The 13,975-nt window shown below is 39.1% G+C and carries 10 protein-coding genes; 5 read left to right on the top strand and 5 right to left on the bottom strand.

All coding sequences use genetic code 11. The features are described from left to right. Positions 1-24 precede the first annotated feature (24 nt). The 3 genes from EL17_RS03925 to EL17_RS03915 all read left to right on the top strand — a co-directional run bounded on the left by EL17_RS03925 (position 25) and on the right by EL17_RS03915 (position 4,003). Positions 25-1,902 (top strand): putative porin, encoded by a 1,878-nt coding sequence (locus EL17_RS03925; protein ID WP_084166111.1) that lies wholly within the window; start codon positions 25-27, stop codon positions 1,900-1,902. A 92-nt stretch (positions 1,903-1,994) separates the two neighbouring features. Beyond that, positions 1,995-2,633: a tRNA-(ms[2]io[6]A)-hydroxylase gene (miaE, locus tag EL17_RS03920; RefSeq protein WP_240485930.1), complete on the top strand. Its 639-nt coding sequence runs from the start codon at positions 1,995-1,997 to the stop codon at positions 2,631-2,633. A 125-nt stretch (positions 2,634-2,758) separates the two neighbouring features. Then, positions 2,759-4,003, top strand: coding sequence for an ABC transporter permease (locus EL17_RS03915; RefSeq protein ID WP_035070437.1), 1,245 nt, complete (start codon positions 2,759-2,761; stop codon positions 4,001-4,003). A 58-nt stretch (positions 4,004-4,061) separates the two neighbouring features. On the opposite strand, the gene EL17_RS03910 is transcribed toward EL17_RS03915, so the two are convergent. Further along, positions 4,062-4,424: a DUF805 domain-containing protein gene (locus EL17_RS03910; RefSeq protein ID WP_035070434.1), complete on the bottom strand. Its 363-nt coding sequence runs from the start codon at positions 4,422-4,424 to the stop codon at positions 4,062-4,064. 92 nt (positions 4,425-4,516) lie between these two features. Next, on the bottom strand, positions 4,517-5,836 hold the full coding sequence (mtaB, locus tag EL17_RS03905) for a tRNA (N(6)-L-threonylcarbamoyladenosine(37)-C(2))-methylthiotransferase MtaB (RefSeq protein WP_035072030.1): 1,320 nt from the start codon (positions 5,834-5,836) through the stop codon (positions 4,517-4,519). Positions 5,837-6,070: 234 nt separating this feature from the next. On the opposite strand from mtaB, the gene EL17_RS03900 reads away from it, so the two are divergent. Continuing rightward, complete coding sequence (locus EL17_RS03900) at positions 6,071-8,233, top strand: glutamine synthetase III family protein (protein ID WP_035070430.1); 2,163 nt, start codon at positions 6,071-6,073, stop codon at positions 8,231-8,233. A 145-nt stretch (positions 8,234-8,378) separates the two neighbouring features. Next, a complete protein-coding gene (locus tag EL17_RS03895; RefSeq protein ID WP_035070428.1) occupies positions 8,379-8,888 on the top strand; it encodes a cupin domain-containing protein in 510 nt (169 codons plus the stop codon). Between the two features lie 174 nt (positions 8,889-9,062). On the opposite strand, the gene EL17_RS03890 is transcribed toward EL17_RS03895, so the two are convergent. The 3 genes from EL17_RS03890 to EL17_RS03880 all read right to left on the bottom strand — a co-directional run bounded on the left by EL17_RS03890 (position 9,063) and on the right by EL17_RS03880 (position 13,967). Beyond that, positions 9,063-10,475, bottom strand: a complete 1,413-nt coding sequence (locus EL17_RS03890) for a DUF6600 domain-containing protein (RefSeq protein WP_051719803.1) — start codon at positions 10,473-10,475, stop codon at positions 9,063-9,065. 214 nt (positions 10,476-10,689) lie between these two features. Then, complete coding sequence (locus EL17_RS03885; protein WP_051719802.1) at positions 10,690-11,586, bottom strand: ROK family protein; 897 nt, start codon at positions 11,584-11,586, stop codon at positions 10,690-10,692. 53 nt (positions 11,587-11,639) lie between these two features. Beyond that, a complete protein-coding gene (locus EL17_RS03880; RefSeq protein ID WP_035070425.1) occupies positions 11,640-13,967 on the bottom strand; it encodes a PIG-L family deacetylase in 2,328 nt (775 codons plus the stop codon). Positions 13,968-13,975 lie beyond the last annotated feature (8 nt).

Below are 13,975 nucleotides of genomic sequence, written 5' to 3'. Positions count from 1 at the left end.
CTCTTAATTTTAATTCATTGCTTCATGATAGGTTGGGCCAGTGCCCAGGTAAATCCTCCACGTCAGCAGCAGACTACTGTGCCTCCAGATGAGGAGGATACTGATCAGCAGCAGCCTAGGAGGGGCATATTGGATGACAGTACTAAACAGGTATATGGCCCTCGTACCACACTGTATTTTTATGAACATTTATTAAGAAATAATAGGTTTGAAAAATACGAAATAGATACCTCCCTTACTGGTTTCCATAATTATGAACCAGTAGCCCGTACATGGTATAAATATCAAAACCTGGGCAATATAGGGAGTGCTGCACAGCCGGTGTTTTATGATCTTCCCGATCAAATAGGCAGGACATCCGGTTTCCATGTCTACGATCTTTATTATCGAAGTCCGGAAAATATGGTGTATTATGATACCAAATCTCCTTATACTAATTTAGCAGCATTTTTTGGTGGTGGTAACCGAAATATGCTCGATATTACTTTCACCAGAAATATAAATCCGCGATGGAATGTAGGCTTTAACTTCCATACCATCCGAGCCAGAAAGGTGCTGAATCCCGCCAGGAGGGATGATAATATGGTGGACCAAAACACTTATTCCCTGCAGACAAGTTATAGATCTGAAAACGAAAAGTATGTCCTGTTGGCCAATTTTTCCAGGATGCGACATCTCGTCAATGAGCAAGGGGGGATCATTCCCACTTCAATAGACAGTACCTCTCTTTATTTTACTTATGAAGATTCGAAGGTATGGCTTAGAAACTCCAGGGCTGTAGATTTAAGGCAGGATTATCATTTGTACCATCAATATGAATTGTTGAAAGGTTGGCAGGTATATCATGTTTTTGATAAAAAGAAGCAAGAAGTGTCATTTTTTTCTAATCTAAACACAGCGGATAGCCTCTTTTTTAATCTTTATGCACCTGAGCCCCGTACAGACACGACAAATAACGTTAACCATTTTTCTGAATGGAGAAATGAATTAGGTTTTAAGGGAGATTTAGGTCCTATATATTATAATGCCTATGTAAAGTTTAGAACAGGCAGGATGGCCAGCCCTTTATTTGAAAGCAATAATAGTTTTAATGAACTTTATCTGGGAGGATCCTTAAGAGGACAGCTTAGCGAGCGCTGGTATTTTGAAGCTGATGGAGAATATCTGATCCCTCAGGGATTTCGGATCCGAGGTATTTTTCGATCGCCCTATCTTGACCTGACTTATACCAAAGCCCTTTATCGTCCTACTATGGCTCAGGAAATGTATATGGGAAACCATTACAGTTGGAATAATGATTTTTCAAACATAGGTGTAGATCAGGTAAAAGGAGAAATTAAAGTGGACTTTGAGAAATTCTCTCTAAGGCCATCTCTGACGATAAATAGGATCAATAATTACGTAGTGTATAACCGCGCTCAGCTTCCTGAGCAATATAATGCTGAAGCTTTTATGCTAAGTCCTGGTGCCAAAGCTAATTTTACTTTCGGTAAGCTTTTTATGCAGAATGAGATCATATATACTGCGGTAACCGGGGGTGCTTCTGATGCTTTCAGGATACCACAATGGTTTGTTAATTCCAGGATTTTCTTCGATAGCCCTATGTTCAATGAAAATTTGTTTATTCAGATAGGAATAGAGGGCCGCTATAGATCGGATTATTTTGCCCATGCATATATGCCTGCAAGCCAGCAGTTTTATATGCAGGACCGGTTCAGTGTACAGGGGTACCCCGTATTGGATGCATTTCTTAATTTCAGGATTAACAGGACCAGACTCCTGTTGAGGTATAACCATTTGAACCAGAATATGCTGGACCAGCCGGGTTATTTTATTACACCTGATTACACCGGATTAAGGGGTATGCTGGATGTTGGGATAAACTGGTCGTTTTTTGATTAAAGGTAATATGAGCATGTCTTTTTACCATTGCCATCATAAATATCGGAGAGGCTATATGGGATGCTATCCCGACTTACGGTAAGGGACAAGTAATGACCATAGAAAAACAAGTAGAGATGAAACATTGGGAAGAAAGCACAAAAAATAAAATGCTGAATCTTCAGCTTCCTACGGATCCGAGATGGGTTCATATTGCTGAGATGAATATAGCAGATATTTTAGTAGATCATGCCTACTGTGAGCAGAAAGCAGCCAGTTCCTGTATCAGTTTAATCCTACGTTTTCCTGATTTTGACCGCTTAGTAGATCAGTTGACGCCCATAGTAGCTGAGGAGTGGACACATTTTGAACGTGTGATGCAGCAGATGAGAAATAGAGGGATCAAATTTGGATGGCCCCGTCAGGATGAATATGTAGTGCGGCTACTTGGCTTTTTACGAAAGGGTGGAAGTAGAACCCAACAATTAACTGAGCACCTCCTTATGAATGCCCTGATAGAAGCCCGCAGCTGTGAAAGGTTCAAGCTACTGTGGCAAAAATTAAAAGATGAGGAGCTTAAAAATTTTTATTACGAATTGATGGTGTCGGAAGCAGGGCATTATGTTAATTTTTTAGAGCTTGCCAGATATTATCAGAAAGCAGAATTGGTGGAGATCAGATGGAAGGAATGGCTGGATTTTGAAGCTTCTGTTATTCAAGAAATGACAGTGCGAGATGATCGCTTTCATTAATAAAAGTTAAATTGTCAGCCGAAATATATTTTTATACAAAATAGTTGGGTTTAAAATGAATATTTGCCTAATATTAATTTTAATCTCTAACGAATGAGGAGAACCTGTCCTTTAATGAACAAAAGATGAATTTGATCGAAAATATAAAAGAAGCGCTCAGGTCAGTGAAATCGAATTTGCTGCGAACTGTCTTGACTGGTCTGATCATTGCCATAGGGATTACATCCTTAGTAGGGATGCTGACAGCCATAGATGGTATGAAGGCTCAGATAGAAGAGAGTTTTTCAGGATTTGGTGCTAACAATTTTGATGTTAAGTCTAAAAATCTTCAGGGAAGACAGGTGACTACAGATGGAGTTACCCAGAAAACATATCCTCCGATTTCTTATAGAGAAGCGATGTCATTTAAAGATGAATACCAAAGTAGAGGGACACTTACTGTATTTACCAGCTTCACAGGTGCAGCTGAAATAAAGCAGGGTTCTAAAAAAACCAATCCCAATTCACGCATACTTGGTGGGGATGCTAATTACTTTATGATAAAAGGTGTCAAAATCGATAAAGGCAGGAATTTTAGTCATGCTGAAGTGGAGTTTGGTAATAATGTTTGCATAGTCGGCACTGAAATAGTAAATGTTTTATTCGATAAAAATGAAGATCCCCTAAATCAATACATTTCTTTCTATGGGAACAGATATACCATTATTGGTATCATGGAAGAGCAGGGGAGCAGCATGGGAGGATCAGGCGCCGACCGTATGGTAGTCATACCTTTGGAAAACGCCAAAAGGTTGGATAGAAGAGGTACATTTAGGTATACAATCACAGCATCAGGAGCTGACCCTGGTAAACTGGAGTATGAAATGGGACATGCTACGGGTATCATGCGGAAAGTACGGCAGGATAGGATAGGGGATGAGGACAGCTTTGAAATCACGCAAAGTCAATCACTGGGAGAAAGTCTAGAAGAAGTGGCTGGCTTTCTCCGCATAGGAGGGTTTGGTATAGGTTTTATAACTTTATTAGGAGCTGCCATCGGCTTGATGAACATTATGATGGTTTCCGTAACAGAGCGTACGCGTGAGATAGGTATCAGAAAGGCCCTTGGAGCTACCCCGTTGAGGATAAGACAGCAGTTTCTCATAGAGGCAATTGTTATATGCCTGATAGGAGGTATTCTAGGGGTAATACTAGGTATAGGTATTGGGAATATAGTAGCAAATTTAGTCGGACCAGGTGGGTTTTTGATCCCATGGTTATGGATGATAGTATCTTTCGTTATATGCATTATCGTCGGGCTGTTAAGTGGTTTCTTCCCCGCCTATAAAGCCAGTAAGCTGGACCCGATAGAATCTCTTCGATATGAATAGGTTATATTCCACTATATACAAAAGGATCAAATCTTTCTTTGTTCCAGCAGGGTAACTCTTAAAAAAGATCTGTATCCCTGGGATCTACACCATATTTATTTGTACCGGTTTCTCCTTCTTTGATGGTGAGGTATATGAACCCGATAAAATTCAAGGGTGGAGGGATAAGAAGGTACAAGGCATATCTCCAGTCATAACCAATGTCATGTAACCTCTTTATGGCCTGGTAAAGCAAGACTAAAATGGTGACGATTAATATGACCGCGAAAATCACAAAACTGCCCCATGCCTGAATTTCAAATGATTCGATTATTTTTAATAAACACAAAAGGTTTATAAAATAAAATACTACAAACATTACCAGAAATTTTCTTCTGGTGATTCTACCTTTAGGTTCAATTCCTGCTATCGATATGGTCATGATGTGTACTGTTTAAATTACATTGAATCTTATAGTAAACACCAAGAGTATCAGGTTGTTTTGAAGGGATGAAGTAGGTAAAAATTTACCAGTTAATGATTTTCGTAAACCAACTCCGGCTCTCCTACATCTACTGTACCATTTTCGTTAACAGAGAGGAGTTGAACTTTTTTAAGTTCATTGGTCAAGAGTGGATCATACTTGGCAGATACCCTGATATAGTTCTCTGTAAACCCGTGCATCATTCCATTCTCAATATCTTCCTCAAATAATACCGTATACGTGTTGCTAAGGTTTTCCTCATAAAACTTCCTTCGTTTTTTTTCGGATAAAATTCTCAGCATTTTGGATCTTTCGTTCCTTATTTTTAATGGAACGGGGTTTTCCATTTCCACTGCCCGGGTGTTGGCCCTTTCTGAATAAGTGAAGACGTGGAGATAAGATATAGGTAGCTCCTTTAGGAAATTATAGGTGTCTAAAAAATGCTCATCGGTTTCGCCAGGAAAACCTACAATGATATCTACTCCGATACAGCAGTGGGGCATTAACCCTTTAATTTTTGATATTCTATCCTCATATAGCTCACGGAGATAGCGTCGACCCATTTTACGAAGGATTTCATTGTTTCCAGATTGTAAGGGTATATGGAAGTGGGGCACAAAATGTTTGGATTTAGACACAAAATCTATCGCTTCGTTAGTAAGGAGATTTGGTTCTATAGAGGAAATTCTAAATCTATCTATTCCTTCAATTTCATCCAGGGCTTTAATTAGGTCAATAAATTTCTCTTTTCTTTTTCCTTCCTGGATTCCAAAGTCTCCAATATTGACACCTGTGAGGACTACTTCTTTTACATCGGTAGCAGCGATGTCCTGTGCAGCATTTATGATGTTCAAAATAGTGTCACTCCGGCTTTTCCCTCTTGCGAGCGGTATAGTGCAGAAGGCACATCCATAATTACATCCGTCCTGTACCTTTAAAAAAGTCCTGGTCCGGTCATGCATACTATAGGCATTGTTAAATACTGTGGCCTCCTGGATTTCAGAAGCCAGGACTTTTGTTTCATGGCCTTTGGCAAAACCATCCAGTAATTCTATCAGTCTGAATTTCTCTGCTGCACCTAGGACAGCATCTACCCCTTTTATTTCGGATATTTCTTGAGGCTTCAGTTGGGCATAGCATCCGATTATGGTAACATATGAGTTTGGGGAGATTTTTTTTGCCTCCTTGACTATTTTCTTACATTTCTTATCAGCATTTTCCGTAACCGAGCACGTATTGATAATAAAAATATCAGGAGAGTCATCAAAATTAACCTTTTGGTAACCCTTTGACTCGAACATCCTGCTGATCGTAGATGTCTCTGAATAATTTAATTTACAGCCAAGTGTATAAAATGCTACCTTCTTCAAATCTCTTTCTAAGCTTAATTGTATGTGCAAAGATAATAGGAATACTTGTGGATATCAATATTCAAAATATATAGGCTGTTTTAATAAAAAAACGAGAATTGGAAGAAATTTGCCCTTATTTTGCATGAAATGATGTATTTTTTTTAAAAGTTGGTTGAAGATTTAGCCGTTTTTGCTATTTTTAAATATAATTCTTTATTTTTGAATATAAATAAATAACCACATCTATAAAAAATGGCGACTTTAAGACAAGAAGCACTAAAAATGGTGCAGAACAGAGAACGAGTAACTGCGGTAGCTCCTTCTTCTAAAATATCAGATTATTTTGGATCACAAGTTTTTACGCTTGCAGAGATGAAAGAATCTCTAGCTCCTTCCGTTTATAGCAAAATAAGTAATGCTATAGAAAAAGGTGGAAAGATAGATAAAAACACTGCGGACGAGGTGGCATCTGCAGTAAAAACATGGGCCCTTTCTAAAGGTGTAACCCATTATACCCATTGGTTTCAACCATTGACTGGATCTACTGCTGAGAAGCATGATACTTTTTTTGACGCTAATGCAGGTATAGAAAAATTTAAAGGATCTGCACTTGTTCAGCAGGAGCCAGATGCATCCTCTTTTCCTAATGGAGGGATAAGATCTACTTTTGAAGCAAGGGGCTATACAGCCTGGGATCCTACTTCTCCCATCTTTATTTTTGATAAAACCCTTTGTATTCCTACTATATTTGTAGCCTTTACAGGGGAGGCACTAGATTATAAGACTCCTTTATTGAAGTCAATAGAAGCAGTAAATAATGCAGCCGTGACCACCTGTCAGTTATTCGACAGAAATGTGAGAAAAATCACTCCTTCATTAGGAGTGGAACAGGAGTATTTTGTTATAGATAGAGGTCTTTTTGCTACCAGACCCGATCTGATTATGGCAGGCAGGACGGTATTTGGGCACAATCCTGCTAGGGGACAACAGCTTGATGACCATTACTTCGGATCTATCCCTACGAGAGTAAAGGATTTTATGCAGGATTTTGAAGTGGAAGCATTGAGACTTGGGATTCCTGTATCTACTAGGCACAATGAGGTAGCTCCAGGACAATTTGAAGTAGCACCCTTATTCGAAGAAATTAACAAGGCCACTGATCACAATCAGCTATTAATGGACCTGATGACCAAAGTTGCTGAAAAGCACCACTTAAAAGTTTTGTTTCATGAAAAACCTTTTGCTGGTCTAAATGGTAGTGGAAAACATAACAACTGGTCTTTGATCACGGATACCGGAGTAAATCTTTTTCAGCCTAGTAATTCTGCCAGAGAAAACCTACAGTTTCTTACGTTTTTGGTAGCTACTATCAAGGCTGTGCATGACTATGATGACCTTCTAAGAGCCAGTATTGCTTCTGCGGGCAATGATTGGAGATTGGGTGCTAATGAAGCTCCTCCTGCTATCATTTCAGTTTTCCTTGGATCTACCCTTACCAGTGTTCTGAATGAATTAGAGGAAAATGGTGAACTGAAGATAGAAAAAGGTGAAAACATGTACATGAAACTGGGAATCAGTAAAATCCCGGAAATTATCCTTGACAATACGGATAGAAACAGGACTTCTCCTTTTGCTTTTACTGGTAACAAATTTGAATTTAGAGCGGTAGGTTCCCATGCCAATGTAGCTGGTCCTATGGCTGTATTGAATGTGATAGTAGCAGATACCCTGAAAACATTTAACGCTGATGTGAAAAATGAAATGGGTAAAGGCAAAGAAAAGAAAATCGCCATCGTCAATGTTTTAAGGAAATACATAAAAGAAACCAAAAGGATCCGATTTGAAGGTGACGGTTATTCTGAAGAATGGGCAGAAGAAGCTCAAAAAAGAGGCTTATCCAATTTGAAAAGTACTCCTTTTGCTTTGGATGTATTCAAAACTGATAAAAGTAAAGATCTTTTTGCAAGACATAAAATATTCAATCACCTTGAATTAGATGCGCGACATGAAATTATGTTGGAAAACTATATCATGAAAGTACAGATTGAATCTAGGGTAATGGGAGATCTGGCACTTAACCATATCATCCCTACGGCTGTAAATTATCAAAATAAACTGATAGAAAATGCCAAAGGTCTAAAGGAACTTGGTTTGGATAATGATGCAGCAGTGGAGACCATCAAAGAAATAAGCGGTCACTTAGAATCCATAAAGACAAACATCAATCAAATGACTGACGCTCGAAGAAGGCTTAACAAAATAAGCGATATCGAAGAAAAGGCAAAGGGTTACAGTACAGATGTAAAAGATGCATTCTTTGATAAAATCAGATATTCAGTCGATAAGCTTGAATTACTGGTGGATGATGAGTATTGGCCACTGGTTAAATATCGTGAAATGCTTTTCTTGAAGTAAAAGCATTGCAATAGCAAAAACTGTTTCGAAAGCAAAAGACTAAATCAATTTTTTCTTCTGTTTTTGAAGCAGTTTTTTTATGTTCAAAAAGAATGATGTATTTAAAGGATTGTTTATTATTGTAATTCACTTTTAAAAGAAAAAAATGATAGCACTAGAAGCAGAAGATAAATCGGGTATTTTTACTCTTGTATCTGATTTCTTGGATAAGGAAGGGTATCTTGTCATAAATAAAGATGATAGCCGTCCCTGGGGAGGTTTTTTTGTCATAGATGAAAATCAGCTGATGAAATTCAAAAACCAATTTTTTTCTGACGTCCAGTTGGATACCGAGCAGCTCTCCCAAAAACTAAGTCCCAAAATTTTACTTGTCTCTCCAAATAAACGCCTTTCTTGGCAATATCATCACAGAAGAGCTGAAATATGGAAATTGGTAGCTGGTGAAGGTGGAATAGTCAGAAGTGATGATGATGTAGAAGGGTCAGTATCAGCATTGGAAATAGGTGAAACAATCAGATTAAGACAAGGTGAACGTCATAGGCTGATTGGATTGAATGGATGGGGCATGGTAGCAGAAATATGGATGCATGTAGATCCCCAGCATCCGTCTGATGAGGAAGATATCATCAGGGTGCAGGATGATTTTAATAGGTGATCAGTATGGGATTCATGTCAGATGATTAAATGGGCCTTATGCATTACGAGGAGGTCATACTCCGGGTAATCTATTCTTGGATCCATTTCTATATAGCTAATATGGAATAAAATTATATTACTGATCTTAAAAGTGATAAAAAGTCCCTGATGGTTTATCTGGGACTTTTTAGTTTTAATTATTTCCTCTGGATGATCGGCTGTTGCTCCTTGATGAAGACTGGCCTGCCTGTGGTGTGGCACTTGATCTATTCGACCGTCTAGAATTTTCTACTGAGGTAGGTGCGGCAGTTCTGGCAGCTGACCTTTGACTATTGTTTTGGCGTACATTTGGAGCAGTATTGCTCTGTCTGGTTTGGGCAGGGGCATTGATCTGTCGCTGTTGTGCAGGGGCCGTTTGCCTGTTTTGTGCTGGCTGTGAAGCAGCATTCACTCTTGGAGCAGGATTTCTTTGGCTTGGTTGAGCTGTTTGCTGTCTCGGCGTCGGAGTAGCTTCCCTGTTGTTGACATTGGTTTGTCTTCCAGGGGAGCTTACCCTATTTTGAGCCGGGGCAGATCTCTGCGTATTAGCCGGAGCTTCAGTCCTAGCAGGTGAGGTTCTGGCGGGGGCTGCTGTTCTTGCAGGTGCTGTGGCCTCTTTAGACCTTACTGCGTTCTGCCTTACATTTGAACCGCTAGGCTGAGAGGCACTTCTAGCTTCTCCACTATTACTCCGATTCGCCTCTTGGCGGACATTGCTTTGCCTCTGATTATTGCGAGGGGCCACAGACCTCGCCGTGTTTCTATTATATTCAGTAGAAGCTACTACTCTGCTAGGCCTGGCTTGTGTGACAGTACCTCGCTCTACTTCTGGTCGGTACAGTGCTACGGATCTATTGCTTACAGATGCCCTTCCTGCTCGGTTTGTATTATTTACTTTGTATACGGGTATACTTCTTCTATTTACTCTCTCTAACTCTTTTCTACCGGGGCCGGAGATATAGGTTCGCTGATTATTAACATAAGTATTATTGATAATGGTGGTATGGTTATATACGTTTACCACTTGAGTTCTAGGTAGGTAATACCGGTGTATATTTCTATGTATAAGCCTTCTTTGAGGTACAAATACATAATGATTGTAAGGCATATTAAAACCAACAGAAATGTGCATTCCAGGTCCTAAAGGAGCCCATCCATAGTAGCCGCCACCTGTTCTCCAATTTACCCATGCAGGCCCCCACTCATAGCCTGGTACCCATGCCCATCCATAATAGTCAGTAAAAAACCACCTCCCATAATGAAATGGAGCCCATCCCCAATCATATTGAGATACCCAAGTGTTGCCATAGGAGGTCATTACCCAGTGACCTCTGGTAGCATACGGATGAAAATTTTGCTCGACATAGGGAATCCATACATATCCGTGATGCGGGTCTTGTACCCAGTCACCATACGGCATCAGTTCATCATAGAAGATTTGAAATGACACACCTCTAATAGATTCTGCTTCCGCACTTTTGACTGAAGTAAGGTTAAATATAGTAATCAGGAAAATTGCTCGGAGGAGAGGTGCTGCTATGTGTAAATTTAGAAGTCGAGTTTTCATGATATAGAGATTAAGTATACTATTTCTACGGATATCACGAAAATAATGTTGTTACATAGGAGATGTACAATAAATTATTTTGATTACTATCTTATTATTTATACAGTGTGAATGGAGGTAATTAGCTTTTTACCAGCTGTTTCTATATGATTTTGGTATCCCTTAATAATTGTTAAATTATTAAGGGATACCAATAGAGGTAGGGTTTGTCAGTTTAAATTCTCTTTTCTGAAACAGTTTCATCTGTTAAAGCCCTTGTTTCTACTAAAGATATAGCTCCATAAATAGCAGCGTCTTCCGTGGTGGAAACATATACATGAAGATTATTACTGATTGATTTATAGGGGAAAGTACGTATCATTTGTCTGAGGCTATCTTTAAAAAAAGGAAATGCTTTACTGATGGATCCGCCTAATACAATAGCTTCAGGAGCGTAGGCAAACATGATCTGATTTACGAGTTTCCCTACATGGGTTCCAAATTCTTGAAACACGGCCAGCGCTAAGGGATCATCATCTTGAGCCAGCTTAAAGAGTTCTTTTGAACTTAATCCGCTTCTTTTTCTGAAGAATTTGCCGCTGCAGTAATCTTCATAGGTTTTGTTCAGATAAGACGCACCTCCCCATTCTCCAGCCCCGCACTGATGGCCACCATAGAGTTTTCCGTTTGCTATAATTCCGGCACCGATACCTGTGCCGAGGGTTATGCCTACCAAATGTTGGTATTGCTGTGCCAGTTGGTGTTCTCCCAATACAAAGCAGTTAGCATCATTGTTTATGTGTACAGGGACTTCAAAAATATTCTCTAGATAGGATTTAAGATTAACTTCTTTAAAAGATGGGATATTTGCCAAGTGGTAGATAATGCCTTGGGCAGTATCTACCAATCCCGGACTACCTATCCCTATTTCTTTGAAATCGTAAGACAAATATCCTGAAATATGCTCTACAATTGTTTGGAGAACCATTTCCTGTGAAGACTCAGAAGGAGTAGGTACTTTTTTTTGATGATAAAGTTCTCCGTTTATGCCTATAGCAGAAGCTATTTTTGTTCCTCCTATATCCATTCCCAAAATGGGATAATTATTTTTTTGCTCAATTATTTTTTTCATACAATATTTCAAGATGCTACTACAAAGATCAGGATGTAATTAATGCAATATATTTACAACATTCCCTCTATAGATTTTTCCAGTTCTCTGGCATGTTCCAAAAATTCTTCTACATCCATATCTTTAAAGAAAATCAGGCCGTGGCTGGATCTTACTTTCGCTGTTTCATGTAAATAAAAGTAGTTCTTACCTAATAGTAACTGAATATCGTTGAGTTGGTTCACCCAGGTTCTTTTAGCAATGGTACTGAACTTGCCATTATGAGCATAACTTGGGAAAGATGCATTGACCTGACTGAGGTAACAATTAGCAAAAGAATCTTCCATTACCGCTATGTCTCCTAAAGAAACGGGTACGATGACATTGGCTTCATGAGGTTCAAATTTAAACCATACATTTCTATAACCGATTATTCGTAGGTTACTTAAATCTTTTTCTTTGCCCCATTTGCGGACGGCTTCAGCGGTAGCTTGTAATACCTTATAGTGCGTATCAGGACCGCTGCCTTCTGGATCCAGCGTCAGACTTATCTTGGTAGGGTTGATCTTTCTAAATAGGTCTACTATGGGTTCTACATCCCTATCCTTATCCGGTTGTTCCGTAAATATGTCTCCGGTATAAAACCCAAGCCTCAGATGGTGTACGTTTTTTACCTGCACTCCGAAATGTGCCCATACCAGCTCTTCCTCAAACTCCCTAATCATGCCCTTCAGCTTCTGGATAGTAGCAGGGTTTTTTTCTCCATCATAAGAGTTCCTCAGTATACTGATTACATCATTGATCTTTTCCCTTAGTGCAGTGACAGATTCTATTTTATAAATACCTACCAATGCCCGTACCACTCTGTGGCATAATCCGCGTAACCTTTGTTCGGGCTGCTCGGAAGCTACATTAGTCAAATAATGATAAACATCTTTATCCATTTTCAGCTTATAACCTATCTGGAAGAAGTCTTCAAAATTAACCATTTGAATCCTACCCTGGTCAAGAAGGTTTTTGGTTTCATTGAGGGTATTGATGACAAAGCTGTTTGTGACAGCCGTGAAACCTGATGTCAGTACGGAAAAGTGTGCTTGATTACTGTTTTCCTGTAATTGATTGGTCACATGGGGAAGAATGCCCAATGAAATGTCATCATGGTGAGGGCCTGTATGCAGGAGTACTTCATTTTTTTCTTTTGTAGTACCTCTATTGAGCTTATCTACTACTCTTTCCATTATCTCTTTGACTGTGTCTTCAGAAAGATTAGGGATAAGGGAAGTGTATTTATCATTTTTAAGGTCTTCTAATTTCAGTCTATGTCCATAGGTTTTTAATTTCTTGCACAAGTCTATGATAGCCTTTTCAGTCTTTTCAATAGTCCATGGGCCGGACTTATAAAAATTGTCTACACTGTCTTCTAATTTAGATGCGGCACCTTTTGTAACATAAAATCTTCCGTTTTTCAGTTTTTGTAGAACAGTGGCCGGATAGAGATTGTCCATTGGTATTTCCAGAGAATTTTTGACTATGGGTGCTTTGGCTTCACCGGCTGCAATGATAATGGCTACAGCATCAGGATTATATACGATAGTGTCCAATCCTATAGTAATGACCAGCCTGTTGGCAGAGATTTCTATACCTCCAAGATCACCTGCAGCTACTGCTTGGGTCTCAAAATTTGTTTCTGTAAGGCGGGTGACTGAATATATATGAGATCCCCTCGTATTAAAAGCAATGTGTCCATCAGGACCTATTCCTCCTAGAAAAAAGCCTATCCCTCCTTTATCTCTGATTTTCTGTTCATACTCCCCGCACCATTTATCTATGAGGTATATGGAGGTTTGCTGTAGCTGCTCCAGCTGTGTGGTCGGTTCCCTGAATCTAAGGGAAAGATCTACAGTCAAATTTGGGAAGACTTCTTTAAAGCTCAAATTATCTGCCAATGGAATTTCATCCGAGTTTATCAGTAAAGCCTTTTTGGGGTCTAACCCAAAACCTTCGATGTAATAATTGTTCACATAATGGAAAAAGCTGTTTTTTTGGGTGGAAGATATCGGGTAAAATTCATCTATCTGGACAAAATGCAGACCTGATAATTCAGGTTTCTTAACGTCCATCATATCATATTTTTTTCTGATCTCTTTACCTTTAGGACTGTCCCAGTTCTCCAATAAAAATTTTGTCCATTTAATAAAAAACTCAGGTGTTTTCCCTGTAGGTAAACTGATCACACCTTCAGGGTTTTGGGCTGCCCATTCCAAAAACCTACATGCTGTCAATAGCCCTAGTTTTGGGAAATTATCTACCGTCAAATAAGGGATTAGGGTAGTGATGGTGGGGGTTCCAGATTCTTTTAAAAACTGATTTTCTACTTTTGATAAAGGATAGTTGCTTAGCATAATGAATT

This window comes from Anditalea andensis, from assembly GCF_000714815.1.
Taxonomy (GTDB): domain Bacteria; phylum Bacteroidota; class Bacteroidia; order Cytophagales; family Cyclobacteriaceae; genus Anditalea; species Anditalea andensis.
The sequence above is the reverse complement of the archived record's forward strand: the minus strand, read 5'-3'. Positions and strand labels throughout refer to the sequence as shown.